The sequence below is a fragment of the Listeria kieliensis genome (genome assembly GCF_003369925.1).
GTDB lineage: Bacteria > Bacillota > Bacilli > Lactobacillales > Listeriaceae > Listeria > Listeria kieliensis_A.
The window spans coordinates 201,984-228,561 of the sequence record NZ_LARY01000002.1 but is presented as its reverse complement, the minus strand read 5'-3'; the positions used below and the strand labels follow the sequence as shown (position 1 = coordinate 228,561).

The 26,578-nt window shown below is 41.5% G+C and carries 21 protein-coding genes; 17 read left to right on the top strand and 4 right to left on the bottom strand.

The window, feature by feature from the left end; all coding sequences use genetic code 11:
• The first annotated feature begins 5 nt into the window (after positions 1-5).
• On the top strand, positions 6-833 hold the full coding sequence (locus UR08_RS06910; protein ID WP_115752940.1) for a MetQ/NlpA family ABC transporter substrate-binding protein: 828 nt from the start codon (positions 6-8) through the stop codon (positions 831-833).
• 96 nt (positions 834-929) lie between these two features.
• Here the strand turns inward: UR08_RS06910 and UR08_RS06905 are convergent, their stop codons facing one another.
• Together UR08_RS06905 and UR08_RS06900 are read right to left on the bottom strand one after the other, a co-directional pair.
• Entirely contained in the window at positions 930-1,985 is a 1,056-nt protein-coding gene (locus tag UR08_RS06905) for an Lmo2079 family surface lipoprotein (RefSeq protein ID WP_115752939.1), read from the bottom strand.
• A gap of 300 nt (positions 1,986-2,285) precedes the next feature.
• Entirely contained in the window at positions 2,286-5,069 is a 2,784-nt protein-coding gene (locus UR08_RS06900; protein WP_115752938.1) for a family 20 glycosylhydrolase, read from the bottom strand.
• Positions 5,070-5,417: 348 nt separating this feature from the next.
• Between UR08_RS06900 and sufC the strand changes: the two genes are divergently transcribed.
• The 6 genes from sufC (at position 5,418) to UR08_RS06870 (ending at position 11,121) form a co-directional block, all read left to right on the top strand.
• On the top strand, positions 5,418-6,206 hold the full coding sequence (sufC, locus tag UR08_RS06895; protein WP_115752937.1) for a Fe-S cluster assembly ATPase SufC: 789 nt from the start codon (positions 5,418-5,420) through the stop codon (positions 6,204-6,206).
• Positions 6,207-6,225: 19 nt separating this feature from the next.
• Positions 6,226-7,527, top strand: a complete 1,302-nt coding sequence (sufD, locus tag UR08_RS06890; RefSeq protein ID WP_115752936.1) for a Fe-S cluster assembly protein SufD — start codon at positions 6,226-6,228, stop codon at positions 7,525-7,527.
• A gap of 1 nt (position 7,528) precedes the next feature.
• Positions 7,529-8,755: a cysteine desulfurase gene (locus UR08_RS06885; RefSeq protein WP_115752935.1), complete on the top strand. Its 1,227-nt coding sequence runs from the start codon at positions 7,529-7,531 to the stop codon at positions 8,753-8,755.
• On the top strand, positions 8,752-9,192 hold the full coding sequence (gene sufU / locus UR08_RS06880) for a Fe-S cluster assembly sulfur transfer protein SufU (protein ID WP_115752934.1): 441 nt from the start codon (positions 8,752-8,754) through the stop codon (positions 9,190-9,192). Before UR08_RS06885 ends, sufU begins: the two co-directional genes overlap by 4 nt.
• Positions 9,193-9,205: 13 nt before the next feature.
• Positions 9,206-10,600 (top strand): Fe-S cluster assembly protein SufB, encoded by a 1,395-nt coding sequence (gene sufB, locus UR08_RS06875; RefSeq protein ID WP_036070782.1) that lies wholly within the window; start codon positions 9,206-9,208, stop codon positions 10,598-10,600.
• Positions 10,601-10,788: 188 nt separating this feature from the next.
• Positions 10,789-11,121, top strand: a complete 333-nt coding sequence (locus UR08_RS06870) for a hypothetical protein (protein ID WP_133296336.1) — start codon at positions 10,789-10,791, stop codon at positions 11,119-11,121.
• A gap of 141 nt (positions 11,122-11,262) precedes the next feature.
• Here the strand turns inward: UR08_RS06870 and UR08_RS06865 are convergent, their stop codons facing one another.
• On the bottom strand, positions 11,263-12,909 hold the full coding sequence (locus UR08_RS06865) for an alpha-keto acid decarboxylase family protein (RefSeq protein ID WP_115752932.1): 1,647 nt from the start codon (positions 12,907-12,909) through the stop codon (positions 11,263-11,265).
• 188 nt (positions 12,910-13,097) lie between these two features.
• Positions 13,098-13,877: a MurR/RpiR family transcriptional regulator gene (locus UR08_RS06860; protein WP_240616048.1), complete on the bottom strand. Its 780-nt coding sequence runs from the start codon at positions 13,875-13,877 to the stop codon at positions 13,098-13,100.
• Positions 13,878-13,998: 121 nt separating this feature from the next.
• Here UR08_RS06860 and pfkB point away from each other — a divergent pair, with 121 nt between their 5' ends.
• The 10 genes from pfkB (at position 13,999) to UR08_RS06810 (ending at position 26,574) form a co-directional block, all read left to right on the top strand.
• Entirely contained in the window at positions 13,999-14,928 is a 930-nt protein-coding gene (pfkB, locus tag UR08_RS06855) for a 1-phosphofructokinase (RefSeq protein ID WP_115752931.1), read from the top strand.
• Between the two features lie 2 nt (positions 14,929-14,930).
• Complete coding sequence (locus tag UR08_RS06850) at positions 14,931-16,847, top strand: fructose-specific PTS transporter subunit EIIC (protein ID WP_115752930.1); 1,917 nt, start codon at positions 14,931-14,933, stop codon at positions 16,845-16,847.
• Complete coding sequence (gene lacD / locus UR08_RS06845) at positions 16,840-17,781, top strand: tagatose-bisphosphate aldolase (protein ID WP_115752929.1); 942 nt, start codon at positions 16,840-16,842, stop codon at positions 17,779-17,781. The genes UR08_RS06850 and lacD overlap by 8 nt, the downstream gene beginning before the upstream one ends.
• A gap of 228 nt (positions 17,782-18,009) precedes the next feature.
• A complete protein-coding gene (locus UR08_RS06840) occupies positions 18,010-21,426 on the top strand; it encodes a pectate lyase-like adhesive domain-containing protein (RefSeq protein WP_115752928.1) in 3,417 nt (1,138 codons plus the stop codon).
• Positions 21,427-21,440: 14 nt separating this feature from the next.
• A complete protein-coding gene (locus tag UR08_RS06835) occupies positions 21,441-22,526 on the top strand; it encodes a WxL domain-containing protein (protein WP_115752927.1) in 1,086 nt (361 codons plus the stop codon).
• A gap of 21 nt (positions 22,527-22,547) precedes the next feature.
• Entirely contained in the window at positions 22,548-23,276 is a 729-nt protein-coding gene (locus tag UR08_RS06830; protein WP_115752926.1) for a WxL domain-containing protein, read from the top strand.
• Between the two features lie 16 nt (positions 23,277-23,292).
• Positions 23,293-24,024: a WxL domain-containing protein gene (locus UR08_RS06825; RefSeq protein ID WP_115752925.1), complete on the top strand. Its 732-nt coding sequence runs from the start codon at positions 23,293-23,295 to the stop codon at positions 24,022-24,024.
• Positions 24,025-24,101: 77 nt separating this feature from the next.
• Entirely contained in the window at positions 24,102-25,130 is a 1,029-nt protein-coding gene (locus UR08_RS06820; protein ID WP_115752924.1) for a WxLIP family cell surface protein, read from the top strand.
• A gap of 160 nt (positions 25,131-25,290) precedes the next feature.
• Positions 25,291-25,689 (top strand): hypothetical protein, encoded by a 399-nt coding sequence (locus tag UR08_RS06815; RefSeq protein WP_115752923.1) that lies wholly within the window; start codon positions 25,291-25,293, stop codon positions 25,687-25,689.
• Positions 25,690-25,761: 72 nt separating this feature from the next.
• Positions 25,762-26,574 carry a hypothetical protein gene (locus UR08_RS06810; RefSeq protein ID WP_115752922.1) on the top strand — a complete coding sequence of 271 codons (813 nt, stop codon included), beginning with the start codon at positions 25,762-25,764 and terminating at the stop codon, positions 26,572-26,574.
• The last annotated feature ends 4 nt before the right edge of the window (positions 26,575-26,578 follow it).

Below are 26,578 nucleotides of genomic sequence, written 5' to 3'. Positions count from 1 at the left end.
TCAAAATGAAAAAGGTTTTAAGTGCATTATTTGTTTTTAGTTTAGTATTAGTTTTAGCTGCTTGCGGTGGAAACGCCGACAAGAAAAGTTCAGGAGACAGTAAAGAATTAGTTGTTGGAGCTTCAAACACACCTCATGCGGAAATTTTAGAGCAAGCTAAACCAATTTTGAAAAAAGAAGGCATTGACCTTAAAATTGTGACGTATCAAGATTATGTACTTCCAAACAAAGCGTTAGATGAAGGCGAGATTGATGCAAACTATTTCCAACACAAACCTTACCTTGAGCTAGAAGAAAAAGAAAAGGGCTACAAATTCGCGGATGTGGGAGCGATTCATATTGAGCCGATGGGGATTTATTCGAAGAAAGTGAAAAGCTTGAAGGACCTAAAAGATGGCGCACAAATTTTGCTATCAAACAGTAAATCAGACTGGCCGCGTGTGATCGGTATTTTTGTCGATGAAGGGTTGCTCACTCTAAAAGACGGTGTGAAACCTGAAGATGCAACTTTTGATGATATTAAAGACAATCCGAAGAACTTGAAATTCAAATATGACCTAGATCCAGCTTACTTGATGACGGCATATAACCATGAAGAAGGCGATGCGGTTGCGATCAACTCCAACTTTGTTGTGGATCAAAACTTGAATCCAACGAAAGATTCCATTGCGATTGAAAGCAAAGATTCTCCGTATGCGAACATTGTCGTAACAAAAGAATCAAACAAGAACAATAAAAACATCAAGAAACTTGTTGAAGTGTTGCATTCGAAAGAAATCCAAAGTTGGATTACAGATAAATGGAAAGGTGCAGTCGTACCTGTTGATAAATAAAATCAGTTTATTGGTTAAAGAAAAAGCGAAAAGCAGAGGAATCCTCTGCTTTTCGCTTTTTTGTAGTAAAAAACCGCCCACTACGGGCGGTTTTCATTAGCGCGTTTTCTCTAAATATTTCTTTAATCCATCAGAAATGGCTTTATCGAGTTCTTTTTTGTTTACAATCTTATTTTTCTCAGGCATCGCTTGCACTTCTTCAAAAGGAAGGGCTTCGATGCTTGTTAAAAGATCTAGTTGCGTCGCTTTTTCAGCAGATGTGTGCAGAACTCGGATTTTTAAATTCTTGAATTTACTTTCAGAATCTTGCTCAAGTGTTAACTGGACGGAAAGATTTTCACCTTTAGTTTCTATCAGTTTTTTCATTTCGGCTTTTGTATTTTTCTTTAAGTCGCTCCAGATGCGTTTTGCTTCGGTTTTAGAAATTTCCTTTCCAGTCGATAGTAAACGAATGGCGGCATCATCTTTATTCCATACTTGTAAGACTTCACTCATTAGTTCGCTCAAGTCCCGTTTGTCCAGTTGCAGTGAAATTTTGCGTCCTTTTTCTTGCTTAAAATCGTCTTCGTCCATCTGATTAAGGAAATCGTATAAAACTTGCAGCGTTTCTTTTTCGAGTCGGCGAATTTCATTTGCTTGTTTTTCAGCAGCAACTTGGTTGATCGTAAAGCCAAGCAGATTTTGCGCCGTATCATAGAAATCCAGGTATTTGGCTTTTAATGCCTTATTATTTTCTAAAACAAAATCGAGAATTTCTTGCCCGTTTTTGCCAAAAGCTTGCTTGCTTTCGTCACTAAGCTGATAAAGCGTATTAACAGGGACATAAACACGCCCCGTTTTATTGTTTTGTAAGGCTTCAAAGTGAAGCGGGATTTCGTTTTTACGGATATTGACATCAGCAAAAGTTGTTTTTTGTTTTTCGTCCATCGAAACTTTGGCGGATAGCGAATCGCCTTTTTCGAGGTTTTTGAAAAGAGCATTTTGCTCAAAGTTAGCTAGTTCATTGATTTCAGTTTGAATATTTAAAGTATATTGTTCGTTTAAACTAAATTGTCGTAATGTGGATGTAAAGTTCGATTTGGGCGAGCTACACCCGGATAGTGTTGTGAAAAGCAATAAAAGAGCAAGTCCTAAACTTATTGCTTTTTTCATATCAATCTCCTCCATAGCGGATTTGTTTCGTCAATAGTTCGATTGTTACAATACAATTAGACTATTTCAATTGTGTTACGCCACAATAAACAATAGCATAGCGAGCGTTAGATTACAATGCTTTTTGCGAAAAAGGTTCATTAAACGGTTGCAAAGGTTAATTTTATCGCAGAAAAAGTGAACCAAAAAAGAGGACTGCGTTACTGAGAAAAGTGGGGATAAGAAGGGCAGCTAGTGGCAAGGGTGTTTACATAAAAAACCCCTTCAAACCTAATTTAGCTTGAAGGGATTTCTTTTAGTTCAGTGGTTATTTTTGTGATACTGATAAATAAAGCGAACGTTTTGTTCTTTCTTAGTGAAGCTCCCTTTCACATTTTTGGGATGGCTAATCAATTTGTATCCTTTGATGTTTTTAGCTTTTACATGGTAGCGCTCGCCAACATTTCCAGTTAAAATTTCCGTTTTTGCGAGCGTCTTTCCATTTTTATCTTGATAAGTAACCGTGACATTTCCAGCACGTTCTGGATTTTTCGCGTATACATAAGTGATCGTTTGCGCTTTATGCTTAAATTTACCAGAAGCCTGTCCGATTACTTTCTTCAAACTATAACCGCTGATATCCTTTCGTTCCGTTTGATAGCGGTCGCCGATATTCCCTTTTAACTGAACGTCAGCAAGAAGTTTATGACCACGTGTGTCTTCGTAACGAACCGTGACCGTTGCTTGTTTAATGCCCGCATCCTTACCTAGATTTTCAAATAAACGAATCGCAGTGAAAATTTTCTTGTTGTTAGTCTTACGAGTTTGCTCCATTTTCGCCAAATAAGCTTTTAGTTCCGCGCGTGCTTTCGCTGTTCCTTGTTGTTCATTCGCATTTAAAACTTCATTAATCTTGTCTTTAATGAAGCGAACGTCATTATCCGTATATTGGATGCTTGCTTCGGCTTGATTTGCAAATGAAGTAATCACTCTTTCCAGTTCGCCGAAAGAAGGTTTGTTAGTTCTGTCGCGCCACTCCGTAGAACCCCACATGGAATTAGCGAATAAGTTGATCCGCGGATAAAGGGTTTTAGTTAAAATGTATTCTGGCGCAAAGCCATTTGCATCGTCCCAAATCGGGAAGAATTGCCCTTTACTTTGCAGTAACTCTTGGTCAGTCAAGTTTTCCGCTGGATTGAATCCACGCGAATAAGTGCTTGAGAACCATTCATTATAAAGTTTTTCTGGTAAAGGTCGATCTAATTTATCATTTTCGGGCCATAAATCATGATATAAGTCAGATGCAGATCCGACTACTTTATAACCTTGATTGACTTTTTCTTTAGCAGTCGTCGAGCCGTAAATAGTGCCCGCCCAAACATCAACTGTAATACGCTTATCAAGCGGAATAATCGCTTTGCTATCGCCAATTAAGTTGTCATTCCAAACGAAGACGGTTTTTCCTTCCGCTAAGAACGGTTCTGCCATTTCATTTAAGAAGAGCCGCAGTGCGTCATATTGATCGGCTTTAGGATTGCCCGATTCCGCTTGCGCCCATTTTGCAAGTTTACCTTCAGGGTCTTCAAAGTTTTTCGTTTGAAAGTATTCGTCCCCGCCGATATGCACGATGTTTGAATCGAATAAATCAAATGCTTCCTTATAAAGGCTCGCCATGTATGCTCTCACTTCTGGCTTCGAAAAATCTAGCGCGCGTGAATCTTCACCTGGATTAAGCAACCAATCGGAATCAAAATAAATCCCATCTTGCTCGGAATGCCCAGGAAGGTCAACTTCTGGAATGACTTCGATATTCCGCGCACGCGCGTAGCGAACAAGATCATGGATTTCTGATGCTGTCCAGTAACCACCATACGTATCAACAAATTGTGGAGCGACTTTCGATTCGTAACGAATGCCTTCATTATCTTTCAAGCGAAGCTGCAGTTTATTCATTTTTAGCTCAGCCATTTCGTCGACCGTTTTCTTGAGCCAGTCCATCGAATAGTAGCGTCGCCCGGAATCGACCTGCAAACCGCGGATTTCTTGGTCGGTGTAGTCCTCGACAGTTCCCGCAGGCAGCCAGTCCCGTTGCCGCAAAGCTTGGAGAAGGGTCATCGTGCCGTTTTGTACGCCCGTCAAGTGGCTCGAGTGAATTTCCACTTTTTCTTGCGAGATATTGATTTCGTATGCTTCTTTTCGAGAAACGGGGGTGTCGGTTTTAAGTGCGTAGTTGATTTTTGCTTCCGTTATGTAAATGCCCGGACGCTTTTTGTTTTTCCCTTTATCTAGCTTAACCGAGTAGGACTTGATCAGCCCTTCTTGTTTTAGCTTTTGAGCAAGTGTTTTCGCGTGTGAGATCGTATTCTTTGTGGCGTAGAAGTCTGTATGATTTTTGTTTAACTTAAAGTTTGGCGCTTCACTTTTTACAAAGTTCTTAATCAGCGGCATCGTTAAAGGGAATTCGTTTGCTGTTGCCGGATTATAGTCAATCGTTTGGGGGATCGTGGACGCTTCTTTAGCAACTTCTTCAATAGAAAAGTCATCCACATAAAAGACACTCGCAAAGTTGAAATCTGGACTCCAATTTGTTAAAGCAAACAAATAAAGTTCAGTTGTGCGTGGCCCCGTTGTAATTGTGAACGTATCTTGCTCCCAAGCGGTCGATTTCGTTTTGTGATTATGGTAAACCGAATTTAGCTGACCGCTTTTCCAATTTTTACTTCCTTCCGTGTCAAGCACGCCAAGTCGCATATCTGCGCCGCTTTCATTGAAGTAATACATCGAAATTTTGTACTGCGTATTCGGTTTCACGTTTTTCACAACTTGGTTTACAGATCCTTTGCTACCATTAAATTGCCATAATGGATATTTTGGATCGGTTTTATCCGGGGCTTCGTTTCCAATTTTTAAAGCAAAGTTCCCAGAATGGACTTTCCCACTTAGTGAAGTCACGCGCTCTGCTTTGTAAGTTTGAGTTGCGTTTTTTTCAAGCGGCTTTTCAAAACCTCCATTACTGATGCTAGCTTTTTCTTCTGCATGTGCGTGATTAGCTCCTAAAAATAAACAAGCGGCAAATAGTGTGACAATCAAAGCTCTCTTTTTCATGTTTTCCTTTTCCCTCCTCTTATTTAAAAGCTGTTTGCTAATTCTCGCTGTCAGTAAAACGCTTACAAAAGAAATATAGCAAAAGTTTAACTTTTATGCAATAAGTTTATACTTTTTCGTTTTGGTTGAATAAAATATCACAATAGATTTCAAAAAAGAACATAAAAGATTCTCAAATGAGATTTAACGATGATAATCATTTGTAGGGTAGCTATTTCCACTTTTTAATAGTAAAATGAAGGAGATAAAACGTGCGCCGCATTTTTATTGGTTGCGATTAGATTAGAATTATACTAAACTGAGATTATGCGAAAAAGCATGAACAAACGATAGGGAGGGTATTTTTTAATGTCGACACTAAAGATCCAAGATTTACATGTTCAAATAGAAGGAAAAGAAATCTTGAAGGGTGTGAACCTTGAAATTTCCACAGGAGAAATCCATGCGATCATGGGGCCAAACGGAACTGGGAAATCCACTTTGTCTGCGGCAATCATGGGGCATCCGAAATATGAAGTAACACAAGGAACGATTACACTGGACGGCGAAGATGTACTGGAGATGGAAGTAGATGAACGCGCTCGTGCAGGGCTTTTCCTTGCAATGCAATACCCAAGTGAAATCAGCGGCGTAACGAATGCTGAGTTTATTCGTGCTGCTATCAATAGCCGTCGTGAAGAAGGAAAAGAAATTCCACTTATGCAATTTATCCGCAAGCTAGATGACAAAATGGAATTGCTTGATATGGATGAAGAAATGGCAGAGCGCTATTTAAATGAAGGTTTTTCTGGTGGGGAGAAAAAACGTAACGAAATTTTGCAACTTCTTATGATCGAACCAGAAATTGCTATTTTGGATGAAATCGATTCAGGACTTGATATTGATGCGCTTAAAGTGGTATCAAAAGGGGTCAATGCGATGCGCGGCGAAGGTTTTGGCTGCTTGATTATCACCCACTATCAACGTTTGCTTAATTATATCGAACCTGATTTTGTACACGTAATGATGCAAGGAAAAGTCGTGAAAGAAGGCGGCCCTGAACTTGCGAAACGTCTTGAAGCAGAAGGTTATGACTGGATCAAGCAAGAGCTTGGCATTGAGTTTGAAGAGGAAGAAGAAACACTCGAACAAAACTAAGGAAAGTGAGGTTAAAATCATGACGGAAAATACAGTTTTAAAGGATGATTTTATCCGCACTTTTTCTGAAGGCGCTGGCGAACCCAAAGCTTTTACAGATCTTCGCTTAGCGAACTGGAAATCGTCGGGTGAGCTTAGCTTACCTTTTGTGGATAAAACAAAGATTGACCGCTGGAATTTTACGAAGTTTGATACGTACCAAGCTTTTGAAAGCGGCGTAACGGATGAGGTTCTCGCGGATAAAGTCGCGGATCTTGTGGATCTAGATAATAAAGAGGCTAACTTTTATGTGCAAGTGGATACGCATCCGGCAAAGCTTCAGCTTAATGCTGAATTAAGAGCGCAAGGCGTGATTTTTTCGGACATTTTTACTGCGCTAAAAGAACACGAGGAGCTTGTCATGAAGTATTTCATGACGCAAGCTGTTCAAACTGATGAACACAAGCTCACCGCTTTTCACGCAGCATTAGTCAATGGCGGAGCGTTTCTTTATGTGCCGAAAAATGTGGAAATCAAGGAGCCGATTCAAGCGGTATTCGTGCAAAAAGATGCTTCTCTTCCGCTTGTAAACCACGTGTTGCTTGTTGCAGACGATAACAGTTCTGTGACTTATGTGGAAAACTATGTGACGCTTGATGAAGATTCGAAGGGCGTTGTGAATGTGGTCGAAGAGGTGATCGCAAATCGTGGTGCAAAAATCACTTTTGGAGCGGTCGATAATTTATCGAATCACGTGACGACTTATATGAATCGCCGTGGTCATATTGGCGCGGATAGCCGGATTGAATGGGCGCTTGGGCTAATGAATGATGGCGATACGATCAATGAAAATGTGACGAACTTGATGGGAGACGGTTCTTCGGGTGATGTGAAGACGGTAACGGTTGGACGCGGGAAGCAAACGCAAAACGTGACAACGCGTGTAACGCATTACGGCAAAGCTTCAACGGGAACGATTCTCTCACATGGGGTTATGAAAGATAAAGCGACAACGATCTTTAACGGGATCGGACACATTAAGCACGGAGCATCGAAATCGGATGCACAACAAGAATCACGTGTGCTAATGCTTAGTCCGTCTGCTCGCGGGGATGCTAATCCGATTCTTTTGATTGATGAAAATGATGTTGTAGCTGGGCATGCGGCTTCTGTTGGACGTGTTGATCCGGTTCAATTGTTCTATTTGATGAGTCGCGGGATTTCTCGCAGCGAAGCAGAACGACTTGTGATTCACGGATTCCTTGATCCGGTTGTGAAACAATTGCCGATTGAAGGCGTGAAAGTGATGCTTAAAGAGGTTATCGAAGGGAAAGTGCGCTAAGATGAAAAATTTCGCTCAAATTCGTTCGGATTTTACAATTTTAAATCAAGAAGTGAATGAAAAGCCGCTTGTGTACTTGGATAATGCAGCAACTTCGCAAAAGCCTAAACAAGTGATTGAAGCGCTCAGTCGTTATTATACGGAAGATAATGCCAATGTTCACCGCGGCGTGCATACGCTTGCTGGGCGGGCAACGGACGCGTTTGAAGCGGCTCGTTCGAAAGTAGCGAAGTTCATTTCCGCCAAAAGTAGTTCGGAAGTGATTTTTACGCGTGGTACGACTACGGCACTGAATCTGGTTGCGGATAGTTACGGGGAAGCGAATGTTGCCGAAGGGGATGAAATCGTCATTTCTTATTTGGAGCATCATTCGAATCTGATTCCTTGGCAGCAGCTTGCAAAGCGTAAAGGGGCAACGCTTCGATACGTAGAGCTTGAAGCGGATGGTTCGATTACTCTAGAAGCGGTGCAAAGCGTTCTTTCTGAGAAAACGAAGATTGTTGCTTTGGCGCATGTTTCGAATGTGATGGGTGTGATTGCGCCGCTTAAGGAAATTGCGGAACTTGTGCATAGTGTTGGCGCGGTGCTTGTTGCAGATGGTGCTCAGGCGGTGCCGCATATGCCGGTTAGTGTGACGGATTTGGATGTTGATTTTTATGCGTTTTCGGGTCACAAAATGCTTGCGCCCACTGGGACAGGTGTTTTATATGGTAAACGTGAATGGCTGGAACGGATGGAACCGACGGAATTTGGCGGCGAAATGATTGATTTTGTGGAGCTTTTCGATTCGACTTGGAAAGAAATACCGTGGAAGTTTGAGGCAGGGACACCCACTATTGGTGGTGAAATTGCACTCGGCACGGCGGTCGATTATTTGTCGGAAATCGGGATGGAAAACATTCATGCGTATGAAGAAGAACTGACGGCTTATGCGCTTTCTGAGATGCAAAAAATCGAGGGACTAACGATTTACGGACCTCTTGATGCAAGAAAACGCTGTGGTCTCGTTACCTTTAATTTGGATGGCATTCACCCGCACGATGTGGCGACGGTGCTTGATGAGGAAGGGGTAGCTGTTCGGGCCGGACATCACTGCGCGCAACCGCTCATGAAGTGGCTTGGCGTTCAGTCAACCGCACGAGCAAGCTTTTATCTTTATAATACGAAGGAAGAAATTGATGTGTTCATCCGCGGACTTCAACTGACAAAGGAGTATTTTGGCTTATGAGTTCGAGAAAATTAGACCAATTATATAGACAAGTCATTATGGATCACTATAAGAATCCAAGAAATAAAGGCGAACTGCCGGATTCGAATGTGACGATTGATATGAATAACCCAACTTGTGGGGATGAAATTCATTTGCATCTTAAAATTGAAGGCGATAAAATTGTCGAAGCGAAATTTACCGGAAGCGGCTGTTCGATTTCGATGGCAAGTGCTTCGATGATGACGGAAAGCGTGATTGGGCATACGGAAAAGGAAGCCCTTTTGATGTCACAACGCTTTTCTGAGATGGTGCAAGGGCACGAACACGAACCTGTGGATGAAAACGGGGATGTAGAGGCGCTTTCAGGGGTGGCAAAATTCCCAGCACGAATTAAATGCGCGACGCTTTCTTGGAAGGCGATGGAAAAAGCGATTTACGAAAAAGAAGGTCGTTAAAGGAGGAAAAGGCATGACTGAAATTCCAGAAATTGGCGAATACCAATATGGTTTCCATGATAAAGATACTTCAGTTTTCCGTACGGAACGCGGACTAACGGAGAAAGTAGTAAGAGAAATTTCGAGTATTAAAGAAGAGCCAGAATGGATGCTTAACTTTCGCTTGAAGTCACTTGAGCAATTTTACAAAATGCCAATGCCGACTTGGGGCGGGGATTTATCTGAACTTGAGTTTGACGACATTACCTATTACGTCAAACCGTCCGAACAGACGGTTCGCTCTTGGGATGAGGTTCCAGAAGAGATCAAGCGTACTTTTGATAAACTTGGAATCCCAGAAGCCGAACAGAAGTATCTTGCAGGAGCATCGGCACAATATGAATCCGAAGTGGTTTATCACAACATGAAGCAAGATCTTGAAGATTTAGGCATTGTCTTTAAAGACACGGATACGGCGCTTAAGGAAAACGAAGATATCTTTAAGGAACACTTCTCGAAAGTAATCCCGCCGTCTGACAACAAATTTGCAGCGCTCAACTCGGCGGTTTGGTCGGGTGGCTCGTTCATTTATGTACCAAAAGGAGTTAAAGTAGACACACCGCTTCAAGCTTACTTCCGGATCAACTCAGAAAACATGGGGCAATTCGAGCGGACGCTGATTATTGTTGATGAAGGCGCAAGTGTCAACTACGTGGAAGGCTGTACGGCGCCGGTTTATACGACGAACTCGCTTCACTCGGCGGTGGTTGAAATTGTCGTGAAACCAAATGCGTATTGCCGGTATACGACGATCCAAAACTGGGCAAACAACGTATACAACCTCGTTACGAAACGTACTTTTGTGGAAGAGAATGGAACGATGGAATGGATTGATGGCAACATTGGTTCGAAATTGACGATGAAATACCCATCTTGTTATCTTCGCGGTGAAGGGGCTCGTGGAACGACGCTTTCGATTGCAATTGCAGGGAAAGGGCAACGTCAAGATGCCGGTGCAAAAATGATGCACATGGCGCCGAATACGTCGAGCACGATTGTTTCGAAATCGATTTCGAAACAAGGCGGAAATGTAACGTATCGCGGGATTGTTCATTTCGGACGGAATGCAGACGGGGCGCGCTCGAATATTGAGTGTGACACGCTGATTATGGATCAATCTTCGACATCGGATACGATTCCATATAACGAAATCTTAAACAACAATATTTCACTGGAACACGAAGCGAAAGTTTCGAAGGTTTCCGAAGAGCAGCTTTTCTATTTGATGAGCCGCGGTGTGACGGAAGAAGAAGCGACGGAAATGATCGTCATGGGCTTCATCGAACCGTTTACAAAGGAACTCCCAATGGAATATGCGGTTGAAATGAACCGGTTGATCAAGTTCGAAATGGAAGGTTCGATTGGTTAATGAATGAAAAAGGAGGGTTCCTCATTTTATTGAGGAACCCTCCTTTTTATAAATAAATAACAGAAAAGTTCATAAAATAGACACATCAATTTACTAAAAAACATGCTAAAATTTTAGAGACATTAAAAAGAAGGGAATGTATAGTATTGAAAATAGGGATAAAAAGGAATACGGGAGCTGTTGGAGGGATGGCAAAAATTTCTGTGAAAATGAATCAGGAAAAAGTAGCTAGTCTGAAAAATAATGAAGAAAGAGAATTTGAAGTAAGCGGACCAACGCAAATAAGCGCCAATCAGTGGTATATGGGCTCAAAAGTAGTGGAGGCAAAACCTGGTGATAAACTGGAGGTTAAAGTAAACCCATTAATGATTCCCTGTTTGATTTTGTTTGTTCTCTTTCTCATTTCGTTTTCACTTCGAATCGGAATAGTGACGGTTATTGCTTTTCTCGGCATTCTAGCTATCTTTGTATTTTGCATCAAAAATTATCTTATTGTAAAAAAGATAGCGCCTAAAGAATAAAAGGAAACAACTACATATTACTAAAGATGAGGGACACTTATTCAAAGTCGTCCCTCATTTTTTAGGTGAATCAAATTCGGGGAAAATTTAAATATGCAAAAAGAGAGTTACTGATTCTTTTCAGTAACTCTCTTTTTTAACTTAAGAATTTTGTTTTGTAAGAAGTTTGGCTAGTTTTTGCAGATATTCCGGTGAATCCATTTTCGTAAGCACAACTTCTATCCAGTACAACCGGTCTGAGTCTAAACGTGCTTCCTTCATGGCCGCAACAAGTTCTTTTTCAGTTTGGACTTTGTAAGCTTTAAACGCAGCCGAGTCTCCTCCAAAAGCATAAGGTAACTTTTCATAGTGCCACATCGGGATGTCGTTATAAGCTTGCTCTGCCCCGTGAATTTGGCGTTCAACCGTATAGCCATCATTATTCAGTACAAAAATAATAGGTTTTAGTTTTTGTCGTAGTGCGACTCCTAGTTCTTGAACCGTTAGTTGCAGAGAACCATCACCAATAGCTAAGATATGCCGACTATCTGGATTGGCAATTTGACTGCCAAGTGCGGCGGGGAAAGTGAAGCCAATCGATCCCCACAAAGGTTGCCCAATAAAGGAAGTATTTGTTTTAAGGAATAGTGGGGCGATTCCAAAGTAAGAAGTCCCTTGTTCTGCGATAAGCGTATCGCCAGGTTCAAAGAAAGCATTCATTGCTTGCCAGTATCTCTTTTGCGTCAAGGGAGCGGCTGCCGGAATGAATGAGGCTGAATCATCACTTTTTGCTGGATAATCTCCACTATATGGAGCGACTTCTAGAGTCTCAAGCGACTTCATCAGCGGTTCAAAATGGTGATTTTGACTTGTTTTTCCATAAAGACGGACTTCATCCACATTGACTGCGATCACATTTTGTTCGCTAAAACCTTGGCTGAAAGTGGCCGTTACAGAATCGGATAATTTAACGCCTAAAAGCAATAGAAAATCAGCTTGGTCGACAAAAGCTTGAACGCTCGGATCGGAAAGCGCTCCGCTATAAGTTCCGATAAAGGATGTCGTTGTTTCATCTATCACGCCTTTTCCAAGACTAAGTGTTGTAACAGGAAGGTTTGTCTTTTCAATGAACCTCTGAATAGATTTTTCAAGTCCAAAACTAGCAAGCTCGTGTCCTGTCATCACGACAGGTTGCTTTGCTTTCGAAAATGCACTTTCAATTTCTTGAAGCAGATTTTGATCTTCGCCCGTTAATTCCGTCAAACCAGATAATTTCCCGCTTGGTTTTGAAGCGGGGCTTTCCGCAACATCAATTGGTAAGTTAAGGTAAACCGGCTTTCTCGTTTCTAGCAATGTATTTAGTACGCGATCAATCTCAGCGGGCGCGTTTTCTTTGGTTAGGTGAGCAGTCGCAGCGGTCAAAGATTGATGCATTTTTTCAAAGTGCGAGAATTCGCCGTCGCCTAAAGTGTGATGAACGAGTTTTCGTGCGTCTTGAACGGCTGATTGCGGAGAGCCTACAATTTCAACAACGGGAACATTTTCTGCAAAACTTCCAGCCATACCATTCATAGCACTCAGTTCTCCAACCCCGAACGTTGTCACAAGAGCCGCTGCTTTTCGCGTGCGCGCATAGCCATCTGCCATATAGGCGGCATTTAATTCATTCGCATTTCCAACCCAGTTTAAGTTTTTATTTACCATGATTTTATCAAGGAATTGTAAATTATAATCACCTGGGACCCCGAAAATCTCCGTGATTCCGAGTTCGCTCAGTCGATCAAGTAAATAGTCTCCAATTGTATACATATCTATTCCTCCTTATTTGAAAGATTACAAGATGTATGCGATTCTACTTACTGCAGTTCCCAGTGTAACACTTTGAATATTAACGTCAAAGAATTCGTTTTTACGGGGAAACAGAAAAAGAAGCAAAAACAAAGGAGCATTCTCTTTTTTAAAAGAGTGCATTCCCTGTTATTGCTTCTTTCCCCCTATTAGGATTCAAAAAAACGAATCGCATAGGCATCAAGCACGATTCGTGCCATTACTTGGATAGGCAGTCTTGAACGTACTTCGTAATCTGGAAAGTACGATATAGCTGATTTATGACAAACAAAATCAATTTCTGTGAGGCGAGCAAGCGAACTTGAACGACTCGCGGTAAAACTGATCATGCCTACATTTTTGTCGCGACAAACTCGGGCAGCATCTACAAGTTCTGCCGTTTCTCCGCTGAGCGAGATGAAAATGACAACGTCTTTTGAAGTATAGCGCTTGCTGATAGTTGGGATAATATTTGGGTCGTTGTGCATTTCGGCATATTTACCAAGAAGTTGAAGTTTAACCATCATTTCTTGGGCGATCAGTTCTGAGAAGCCACGTGCGAAGATGACAACGCGTCTTGCAAAATGAATTTTTTGGATGGCATCTTCGATTGTGCCGCTATCAAGTTGATGAATGGTATTCGTCACTTCTTGCTCGTTTTTCAAGATCGCTTTTTTGATTTCGTTATCCACTTTTTCAATGACATCGAAATCCGGATCGGAGATTTCATCTTTTATGTGAATCTTAAATGCGGTAAATCCTGTATAGCCAATTTTTTGCATCGTGCGCGTGATCGTCGCTGTAGATACACTTGCTTCTTCACTTAAAGCAACGATTGATTTTTCGGGGATTTCGCTTAGATGACGTTCGAGATAATCAATGAGAAAACGTTCGGCTTCACTTAGCTGATGGTAATGCTGCTTTTTACGCATAAAAAAAGAACTTTCCAAGCTTTCCACATCCATTCGTAAATTTTTACAAGCCGTTTGACGCTTTCTGAAAACATTTACAAAGAAAAATGCGTCATACTTATCATATAGCAAAAACACAAGTTAAGGAAGAGGTGAAAACATGATTTATACCTGCACGATGAATCCGGCAATTGACTTATTCACCGAGTTTAAAAATTTTGAACCATTCATTGTGAATCGAAGTATTTTTGAAGATTATCAAGCGAATGGAAAAGCCATTAATATTTCTTTTATTTTAAAGCAAATGGGAATTGATTCTGTAGCACTTGGCTTTTTGGCAGGCTTTACTGGGGACTTTATCGAACAAGAACTGACGAAAAAGGGAATTCAAACAGATTTTGTTCATGTACCAGGGATTACGCGGATTAATACCTTTATCCGTGCGGGGAAGCTCGAATATAAAGCCGTGAATCAAGGTCCTGAAATTGCTGAAAAATACCAAACTGAACTACTTAAACAAATGGATCAATTGGAAAAAGACGATATTTTATTCGTATCTGGCAGTTTACCGCAAGGCGTGGATGACCAGATTTTCGTAGAAATTTCAAAGCGGGCAAAGAAAAACGAATTCCGTGTAATTTTTGACATTAGTTCGGAGGTTCTTGTCGAATGTTTGTCCGATAAACCTTATTTAATTAAGCCAAATGAAGAGGAACTTGCAGCGTTTGTCGGTGTAGAAAAACTTACGGAAATAAGCGAAATTGGCGCGGCTGCTCAAACGCTCTTGAAAAAAGGCGCTGAGGGCGTGCTTGTCTCAATCGGAGCACAGGGCGCACTATTCTTAAATGAACACGAAAGCTATTTCGCCAATGCACCAAAAGGGAAAGTGGTCAACACGGCTTGCGCGGGTGATACGTTACTCGCGGCGTTTGTCGGGAAAAGACTACAACAAGCCTCTTTGCAAGAAGCGCTGAAATATGCCGTAGCAGCTGGATCAGCGACGGCTTTCACAGCGGGACTTGGCGATCTTACGGACCTTGGCGCATTACTCGATCAAATTGAAGTTATTTCGTTAAGAAGGGAGTATTAAAAATGAAAACCTATCAAATTATTGCGGCGACTGGCTGCCCAACAGGCATTGCCCATACCTTTATGGCGCAAGAAGCGCTTGAAAAAGCGGCAGCAGAACGCGGCATTACCATCAAAGTAGAAACACACGGCCAAGAAGGGATCCAAAACGAGCTGACACAAGCCGAGATTGATGCCGCTGATGTCGTGATTATTGCAGCAGACAAAGACGTCCGTAAAGAACGTTTTTCCGGCAAGAAAGTAATTGATGTTTCTGTCGGACGCGGCATTAAAGATGCCCCTGAACTTATTCAAAGAGCATTATCGGGTACCGTTCTTGTTTACCATGCAGCGGGCGGAGAATCCGCGAAATCAGCAAATCAGCCGGGTGAAGAAAAGCCATCCTTCTGGCATCAAATTTATGTTTATTTAATGAATGGGGTTTCCCATATGCTACCCGTTGTCGTGGCAGGCGGTGTCATGGTTGCTATCAGTTTCATGTTCGGCATCAATTCAGCCGATCCAAAAAGCGCCGAATATAACGAATTTGCATTCTATCTAAAATCCATTGGCGGCATCGCAATGAACTTAATGGTTCCAATTCTGTCAGCTTATATCGCGGAAGCCATCGCCAAACGGCCGGGGCTCATCATCGGATTCATTACTGGGATGATTGCTTTCACAAATGGAACCGGTTTCTTAGGTGGTATTGTTGGTGGTTTCCTAGCAGGTTATGTGATGCTCGGACTTTCCCATCTCTTAAAAGGCTTGCCTAAGCAACTAGATGGCCTTAAATCCATTTTCCTTTTCCCAGTTCTCGGGATTTTCATCGCTGGCCTTTCAATGTGGCTACTTTCAGCTCCAATGGAAATGATCAATAAAGGCATGATGGACTTCCTCGCAGGTTTCCAAGATTCCAATCCCATTTTACTTGGCTTAATTGTTGGAGCGATGTGTGCATTCGATATGGGTGGACCTGTCAATAAAGCGGCTTATGTCACTGGGACGGCCCTTCTTGCCCAAGGGAATTACTTCTTCATGGCCGGTGTATCTGCAGCTTGTATCGCGCCACCACTTGCAACAGGATTTGCTGTGCTATTTGCGAGAAAAGTGTATTCAGCAGATGAAAGAAGTGCTGGCTATGTCAACTTCTTACTTGGATCAACGCATATTACAGAAGGTGCGATTCCATTTGCGGCGAAAAAACCGCTCGTTGTGATTCCGTTCTTGATGGTCGGATCCGCGATTGCAGCGATTTTAACGTATTTATTCCAAGTACAAGTTCCAGCGCCACATGGTGGTTTTATTGTACTTCCAATCGTCACTCACCCACTTCTTTGGGTACTTGCCATTTTACTGGGCTCGCTTGTTGCCGGTGCACTAATGGCTTGGAATCAAACTCGCAGTGTTCAAAAACAAGAACAAAAAACGCAAGGAGAAACTCAAGCGGTTGTAGCTGAAAAAGCTGCTGAACCGGTTTCCCTTTCAGATGTGATTCGCCAAGACCTTATTTTTACAGATGTAGAAGCCGTGTCGCAAAAAGATTGTTTCAAAAAACTAGCAGACATTGCCGTTAATAGCGGACTTGCGACGAATGCGAAAGCTGTCGTTTCTGGCTTTGAGGCACGCGAAAAAGAAAGCACAACCGGAATGGAGCATGGGATTGCTATTCCACATACGGAACTGGCAGAAATTTCTAAGCCGGCCCTTATTATTATGAAACTAGAAAATGGTGTGGAATGGAATTCACTAGACGGCTCTCAAACGAAGCTTGTTCTGGCGATGCTTATTCCAAAAGGAGGAGCTCGCGGACATCTAGCTATACTTTCAGAAATTTCCAAGTTGCTCGTTCATGAGTCCTTTATTAACGAATTGATGCAAGCAAAAACAAAAAATGAAATCGAACAATTATTTAAGGAAAAGGTGAAAAATCATGACTAAACAAGAAGCAATGGCTAAGTTAGCCGACGGAAACCATATTATTAGTGCGCTCGCGATTGATCAACGTGGTGCGCTTAAAAGAATGATGGGGGAAAAAGGGACGGATGAAAATATCCGCCAATTTAAAAAGCTTGTCTCCGAAGAATTAACGCCTTACGCCTCTTCCATTTTATTAGACCCGGAGTACGGGCTTCCAGCAGCGGAAAAACGTGCCAATTCAGCGGGACTTTTGATTGCTTATGAAAAAACGGGTTACGACGCAAGCGTTCCGGGACGGCTCCCAGATTTATTACCGATCTGGTCAGCCAAACGAATTAAAGAACTGGGCGCCGATGCCGTGAAATTTCTTCTTTATTATGATGTGGATGAAGCAGATGAGATTAACGAGCAAAAACATGCCTTTGTTGAACGCATTGGTTCCGAATGCGAGGCAGAAGAAATTCCTTTCTATTTAGAACTGTTATCTTATGACGCAGAAGTAAGCGATGAAAAAGAATTCGCTAAATTAAAACCGCGTAAGGTACTTGAAATGATGCGCGAATTCTCCAAACCACGTTACGGGGCAGATGTATTAAAAGTAGAAGTGCCCGTTAATATGAAATACGTGGAAGGATTTGGTTTTGATGCGGTTTATACAAAAGAAGAAGCGGCTCATTATTTTAAACTTCAAAGTGAAGTTTCTGCACTTCCATTCATCTTTTTAAGCGCAGGCGTTAGTGCAGAGTTGTTCCAAGAAACACTTCGGTTTGCCAAACAAGCAGGCTCAAGGTTTAATGGCGTTCTTTGCGGCCGGGCAACTTGGAAAGATGCCGTCGCTATTTTCATTCAAGATGGGGAAGCGAAAACACGCGAATGGCTACAAACAAAGGGACGAAAAAATATTGAAACTCTAAGCCAAGTTTTATCCGAAACAGCTACAGGCTACAAAGAGTAATTTACGAAAGGAGCATTTCCGGAAAGGGAATGCTCTTTTTTTGTCAAGAATTAATTCTGTGAATTTTTTGCCACAATTTCAGCCTGTTTTTTTAACAAAGTGTACTCGCCATTCCTATTTTGAAGAAACTTCGTATGATAAATTATAGTAGCTTACTGATAGAAATGACTTCTTTTGTACGCTAGACAGATTTGTAAGCAAGATTCTATAGCAAAGCGAGGTGAGATTTTGGGAAAAAAGAGAGGATATCGCTATTTTGTTATCGGATGCTTAGTTTTGATTTTCGGACTAGCTCTTCCAATAGGAATAAGTGGTTTATTAAATCAAGTGGATGCTTCTAAATCTTTTACTCTTGAAGTAGCGAAAGAGTATAGTTATGCGAACGAAGCATTCACAGTCACAGCAAGTGCTGATTTTTCTGATGCAACCGATACGGCTGTGCTTGATGTGCCGAAAGGAATGCGCTTTTTGTCAAAAGAAACACAAACTGAAAATGAAAGCTCAGCTATTCAATTTGATGAAAAGAAAAATCAAGTGGTGATTCCTGCAAAAGCTTTTAATTCTGGCAAAGCAAAACTCTTGTTTCTAGCCAAAAAAGCGGGCGACTATTCGCTAATAGCTAAAAAATATTCAAACGAAAAAGCTGAATATTCCAATAACTTGAAGGTTGCCGTGGTGGACAGGACGAAAGCTAAAGAAAAAGCAGGACCTGAAGATAATAAAGGACGATCGAACATGCAAGCAGCTGAACTTCCTCAGGGAAATGTTGCGAGAACTGGGACTGTTGCTTATGTTACAAATGCTACTGAAATGGATGCAGCGATGGCTAACACGAGCGTTGGCGAAATAGTTGTGATGAATGATTTTGCGTTTACACAGTTTTCGAGTCCATCAGCAGGTGAAGCCAATGTAGCTGCTCCTGTACGTGATTTGGTTATTCGTGGTGTACGCCCAGGAATTAAAGTAGATTTTAGACAGCGGAGTTACTGGCTAAATTTCAACATGACAAAAATTAATGTTCAAGTTTATGATCTTGATATGTATGGACAAAATTACTGGGGACCGTTTCGGCTTCAAGGCTACACGGCGGCTGCTTCCTCTTATTCTATCCAAGATGTAAACTACACAGGTTCACAATTTACAGCGTCATATCAGGCAGATTTTTCAGTTGCTGGTACTGTTGTCAATAAATCTGTTAATTCTTATGTGAGTCCGTTTGATGGTGTTCGCTACAATACGCAACCATATCAAACAAATCTTGAAGTAACCAATATTACGTTTAAGGAAAATTCGCATTATACAGGTACAACAGATAATGCAACTGTGTTGATGCTTGGAACGGGTGGAACAATTGGAACAGCTACTGTTGAAAAAGGTGCCGTTTTAAACTTGACCGGTGGCGGTGATGGCTTTTCAGGTGAAGGGGCTTGGACGACGATTCAGTTGAATGGAAATCTTCACATAGCCAATAATGCTGAGGTGAATATTAAGACTCCCACAGGCTCTAGTCGTGGTGGTATTTTGCTTGGAAACGGTTCAGAGGTCCTTGTGAGTGACGGTGCTACACTAAATTTAGAAATGAATGGTCCTTTTACGGATGCTTATTATAAAAATCCGATTAGCATTGGTGATTCTGCTAAATTTGATGTAGAAAGTGGTGCTCATCTTAGTGTTATCGCGAATAACCAAGGTGCTGGAAACGCTAGTCTTGTTAAGACAGGGAACAATAGTACTTTTAAGATTGGCAAGAAAGGCACGTTTGTCGTTTCATCAGATGGATCAGCAGCTAAAAATATGATTTTAATCGGAGCTGCTTCTACCTTTACTTTTGCAGATGCGGGAGGTGTTGACTTAGATGCAAGGCGAAATACAAATCCAAGTACGAGACTCATTTGGATGGCAAGTGGAACTTTTAACGCTTCGATTCAGCGAGTAAAAGCTTGGAGTTTTGCGGATGCATCGAAAGTAACGCCTACGTATGATTGGTATCCAATGTATGGAATGACAGTTTCCTATAGTGGAAGTAATGTCATAAGTGCAACTGGGAAGAGTATTTCAAATACCATTGCCGCAAGCTTCGTACAAAACTATCGAACACAGAACTTTAAACGCGTTCTCTATGACTACATTCCAGATGTGAAAGTCATGATTGATTCGCTGTCAGACAATCATAAAGAGGTAAATAGTCATGTCATTCACGGGGTATCAAACCCAGGTGCATGGGTCACGTTTACTGGAGATAGTGCCATTCCACCAGGCACAATTAAAGGTCAGGCGGAAGGAGATACGAAAAAATATCATGTGCGGGCAGATGCTAAAACGGGTGAATTTACCTTTGTTCTTCCAGAGGGCAATTATTTAACAGCTGGGAACAAAGTATGGGCTTATGCGTATTTGAACGGGAAAGAAAGCTTAACAAGTGTGGTTGTTGCTGATAAAACTCCTCCAGATAAACCAGTTCTAAATACGATCAAAGACAAAGATGCTAACCTTGTTGGAACGGCTGAGGCAAATAGTTTAGTCACAATTTACCGGGCTTCTGACAAAGCTATTTTAGGTTCAACAAAAGCAAATGCCAAGGGAAGCTTTACACTCGCGCTTACTGCTAATCAAAAACCACTTGTTCCGTATTTAGAGTATTATGCGGTTGCAAAGGATGCAGCAGGAAATGAAAGTGTAAAATCAGATATTAAAACAGTTCAAGATACTACACCACCGAATGCGGATGCTGTAACTCAATTTGTACAAGTTGGATCAAATTTTGATAGCGATGTAAAAGCGCTTGTTACAAATGTACAAGATAACGCAGGAAATGGCGATGACAATTTGAGCTATAAGTTAGTAAAAAGCCCTGATACAGAACTTGTCGGTAAATCAGAAGCGATTGTAGAAATTGCGGATAAAGCAGGGAACAAAGTTTCTATTTCAGTGCCTGTTTTTGTGAAAGATCAAGATAGTTCGATTTCAAATGAAGCGATGCTACGAGCAGAAGGATTTGTTGTGAAAGCGAGAGAGGTACCAGTGAATGATGCTGAACTGGATGCGTTTATTTTGAAACAAGCAAAAGCTAAAGCGTGGGAAGTTCCATCAGGAAGTGACATCTCGGATAGTATCGCTGTTGCAGATCGAGGCGGATTTTCGAAGGAAGCTCGGACTTACACGATTACATTACGTGTAAAAGATGTTGAAAAAACTATTCAAGTAGTTGTAACACCGGGGACATTGAGCATCAAAAAAATTCCTGCAGATATTCAGTTTGGCATACAAAAAATCCGATCTTTTGAACAACGGATCAAGCCGGAAGAAGAAACCAAAGTGACAGTAGAGGATGGTCGCTCTGAAAGAACCGGATGGCAACTAACCGCGATGCTTGAATCGCCATTTAAGACAGATGGAGAAGAAGAACTACCTGATAGCCTAGTTCTTGCAACGAAAAACACGGACGGAAACATCCGTTATACCCCAATAAATACTCAAGGAACAACTCCTGTTTTTCAAAAAGAAACGGCAAGCGAAGGCTTGACAGAAATTGATTTGAATCCAACTGGTGACACGGGGCTAATGCTTGATCTTATGCCTGGAAACATTCGAAGCGGAAAACTCTATCAAACGAAGGTTGTTTGGACGCTTGAAAATACACCATAAAAAGGAGTTTGACGATGAAAAAAGTTTGGTTATGTCTGCTCTTAGGATTTACATTTTTCTTGCTTATTCCGCTACATTTTGTTTCAGCAACAGGGTATGAGTCAACAGTTGGTCTTACGCTAACGGGAAAACAACCTGAAGAAAAACCAACTGTTCCAGGAGGTAAAGCAAAGCCAGAAAACCCGAAAAAACCTTTAGCTAACAACAAACAACGTGGAAAGGATCAAGGCGAAAAAGCTGGTTCTCAAAATGAATTTGGTAGCGGCACAAAAGTCCCTTTCTCACAATTACCACATACGGGTGATCAACAAGGCTTACAACTAGTTGGGTTAGGATTTCTTCTCATTGCAGGAATATGCTTGTTAGGGATGAAAAACAGGAAGTGGAATAAATACGCGCTTATTTTATTAGGAAGTGGTCTATTATTCTTTACTGTTTCTGATCAGGCCGTTGCTAGTGGAATAAAATCTATTTCTAGTTCTCGAGCAGATGCTTATTATAGGCCTAATTACGACAATACAAAACCGGTGAATCCGAATAGACCAAGTGAAAAAGTAGAACCAAAAAGTGCAAATCCTGGAACACCTGGACCACTCAGTATTGATTTTGCATCGAATATTCAGTTCGGTTCTCATGAAATCACCGGTCAAACGGAAATTTACTTTGCGGCTCTGACGCCAGTGACAATTGTCTCAACAGGTAGTTCTGAAGAAGTTCCGAATTATGTCCAAGTGACGGATAATCGAGGAACTTTGGGGGGATACCGGCTGACGGTGAAGCAAAATGGTCAATTAAGAAGTGACCAAACTGTTTTAGAAGGTGCCGAAATGGTTCTTTTAAACAGCGCGCTGAAAAGTGCGACAAGCAAAAAAGCACCGCAAAGCTTCCAAAAAATTGTGCTAGATGCAAGTGGCGAAAGCTCAAGCAACGTGATTGTCGCAAAAGCAGGCACGGGTGCAGGCACATGGGTTAACACCTTTGGAACTGATGCGGAACAAGCAAGGAAGAGCATACAAGTAATACTCCCTAAGGAAACGAAAAAACAAGCGGGCCATTACCGGACCACGTTGACTTGGGAAATAATTGATTCACCCTACTAAGGGGAAAAAGGAGAAGAAAACATGAATAAAACATTGAAAATTACGGCACTAGGACTTGTTACTATTTTAGGAGTATCCGGAACAGGATTCACAGCTTTTGCAGCGGATGGCGGTTCAACCACTTCAAAAGGAGATGTTACTTTTGAAAAGAACTTGGAACCAAGCACACCACAAGATCCGGATACAAACAATCCTGTTGAACCAACAGATCCAGAGGTTACACCGCCAACAAGTGGCCCGCTAAGCATTGATTACATTTCAACACTTCACTTCGGCACACAAAAAATCTCTGGTAATGATGAAGTTTACTATGCTCAAATGGATAAACTAAAAGATACTAAAACTGGCGAAACGGTTGAAAAACCAAACTATGTGCAAGTAACGGATAACCGTGGTTCGAATGCTGGATGGAAACTTACAGTCGTTCAAGATGGTCAATTTAAAAATGGCGAAAGCGAACTAAAAGGTGCGACACTTCAATTTAAAAACCCAACTATGAAATCAAGCAAAAAATCGGATGCGAATACACCGACAGCAAGCGAAATGACTTTAAATCCAGATGGGAAAACTTCTGTAGATGCCATTACTGCAAAAGCTAATCAAGGGATGGGTACTTGGTTTGACACATTTGGTATGGATGTAGAAGCGGCAGCTAAAAGTATTTCTCTATCGGTACCTGGTGATACTGCAAAAACTGAAGGTAAATACTCGACATCTCTAACTTGGACACTGACTGATACTCCAGCTTGATTGGGAGTTGATAAAGATGAAAGCAGGGAAAAGTTTACTCGTTACAGGAATAATTGTGGCAGGATTTTTCTCCGTGCAGCTACCGACTGCTCTTGCTACTGAGCCCAGTCTGAGTCAAAGTGATTCAAATGTTCAGTTCACAGCTGATGTGGATGGCACGTCGCCTCCCGTTAATCCGACCAACCCGGGGGAAGAAGTGACACCAACGGATCCGGTGACGCCAACAACTGGCGCGCTTCGGATTGATTTTGCTTCGCAGATTTCATTCGGGAAACAGAAGATTTTCGGGAAGGATATGGCGTATCATCCGCCGTTTTCAGAAGTGAAACGAACTTCAGATGGCACAACGCTTTACGTCCCGCAATTTGTGCAGGTAACGGACAACACAGGTCTTAATGCAGGCTGGAATCTGGAAGTGAGCGGAACGCCATTTAAAACTGCTTCGGGCGCGGAGCTTACAGGGGCAGATCTTACGCTTTCAGGGACTACTTTGCGTTCCAAGTTGGACTCAAAATACACGCCAAGCAAAGTGACATCAAGTCTTACCGTTGGTTCTAGCCCACAGCTTTTAGTTGCGGCTACGGCGGGGGAAGGCATGTCGGTTTGGACGGCGGTGTTTGGCGACGCGGCAGGTAGCGCGGGCGCTCGGAATACGAAGATTACGCTTCATGTGCCGGCTGAGACGGTGAAACTGGCGGATGAGACTTATACGTCTACGCTGACGTGGACGCTTAGCTCTGCACCTTAAAAGGAATGATGAACGGTGGTGGAGTGCGCATAGGCGCGCTCCATACTGTTTCATGTGTGGAAGGAGTTTTTTTAAAGATGAAAAAAAGATGGCGGATCTTACTCGCACTTCTGGCCAGTTGTTTGATTCTATTTGGTGGCGGAGTGATTGCGAACGCGGAAAGTTCAATGGGGTTTTCGGTGAATACGATTCTTCCGACGAATCAAGTGGATAAAACGAAAATTTATTTTGATTTAGAGATGAAGCCGGGGCAAGTGCAGGAACTAAGTGTGGTTTTGACAAATGCGAAAAACAAGGCTATCACGATTGAAAATCATGCGAATACAGCGATTACGAATGACAATGGGATTGTGGATTACAGTCAAGCGAGTCCCAAGCTCGATCGAACGTTGAAATATCCGTTTTCGAAGCTCGCGGAGGTGGAACAAACCACGACGATTCCCGCGCACGGGCAAAAAACGGTGAAGATCAAAGTAACGATGCCAAAGGAATCCTTTGATGGGATTGTACTTGGGGGCTTGCATTTTAAGGAACAAGAAAGCAAGAAACAAAAAACGAAGAATGATGAAAATGTACAAATTGAAAACCGCTATGCGTACGTGATTGGCGTGCGGCTAGTGGAAACGAAAAAAACGGTTCAACCCGATTTAAAACTGAATGCGATCAAGCCTTCTCAAATTAATTACCGCAATGTACTAAAGGCGAATTTACAAAATACAAAACCCGTGATTATCCAAGATTTTAAAGTGGACGCGAAGGTGACAAAGCGGGGTAAGGATCAGGTTTTATTCCAAGAAAAGAAAGAAAACATGCGGATTGCACCCAATTCCAATTTTAATTATGGGATCAACTGGAACAATCAGGAATTTAAACCCGACAAGTATACGCTTCATTTAACGGCATGGGGCAGCGGGAAGAAATGGACGTTTACAAAAAACTTCGAAATCAAACGGGATGAAGCAGCCAAGTGGAACAACAAAGCAGTCGAACTGGAACGTGACTACACGATGTGGTATGTGATTGGCGGCGTGATTCTTGTCCTTCTTCTTCTGATCGGCGTGTATGTATTAGGCAGAAAATCACGCAAGAAAAAGGAAGAGGAGTAATAGATGAAAAAACCGAGCTGGGACTTAGCTCGGTTTTTTGATGTGTGACAATTTTGTAAGGAAAAATTGTCAATATTGTCAATTTTTCACTTTGCTTTTCATGCTATAATCTGAACATGAGAAAAAAATCTCAAATAAACAACAAGAAGTTGCATGAATTGTGAAAAAAATTGCAGTTATTATTAGTCTGATAGTAGTAGTACTATCAATTGGAGGAATGAATACAGAAGCCTATAGAATTGGCTTCAAAAATGTTTTTTATCACAGCAGTCCATATGATTTTACACCAAAGACAAGAAAATATTCGAAATCATCATACGGGATCTATACGAGTTCTTTAAAATCTAAAGGTGATATTTATATGTGGTCACGAGCAAACAGGCAGGGAGTCAATGCTGGATATGACAAGAAGCAAAGACTTGGTGGGCAAACACTTCCTAACTATGCTGTTGAAAATTATGGCTATGGTTGTTCGGTAGATATTGAATTCAAGCTACGTACTTGGTTTTGGGATAGAAGCAGGTCTACAGCATCTGGATCATGGCAACCTGACATTTAAGTACATAAAAGCCGACCATCTAGATGCAAAATCTAGGTGGTCGGCTATAAGTAACCAAAAAGGTGGGACAGCATGAAAAACTATTTTTTTGCCTATATGAAAAACCCTTATTTTTATTTATCATTAATTTTAATGATCGTTTTTCCGTTTTTAAATATCCTTCATAATTTGCAAACCGCTTTACATACCTCGTTTGACATTCGTTCCTTTGATTTTTATTTGAGCCCTTATACGATGTGGATTGGAAATGAAAATGGTGATGGATATGGAACGTTTCTTTATATTTTACTCCCCATTTTAGTGGCAATTCCAACGGTTTCTGTTTATTTTGACTATCAAAAATCTGGATTTCATTATTTTTCACGATATAAACTTTCAAATCAAGGTTACGCCCTTTTGTTTTTTCGTGCCTCTTTATTGATCGGCTTTTTCATGCCTTTTGTGATTTTAATGATTGATTTTTTAAGTCTCTTCCTCATTTGGCCAGATTTCAAGCTACAAGACTATTTCGCCTTAGATAATGCTGGACGCGGGATTTATACCTTCATGTTTCCCTCTTTTTTTTATTACCATCCATTTTTAGCAACTTGCATCAATATTTTTCTAGTTAGTTTATATGCTAGCTTATTTGCAGCACTTGCTACGCTATTTTCTGCCTATATTTCGAATCGCTTTATTTGCTTATTGCTCCCATTTTTAATACAGACCATGGTTGGTTTTTTATCCGCAATTTTGGATCTTTCAGTAGCATGGACTCCAGCTCAATTTTTGAATATGTCGATTTCAACGAGCAGACCTTCTTCCTTGTTAATTTTTGGACTGCCATTTTTACTGCTCGCGATTTTTTATCTGCTTTATAGGAAGAGGGCTCTTAGAGATGGATAAGTTA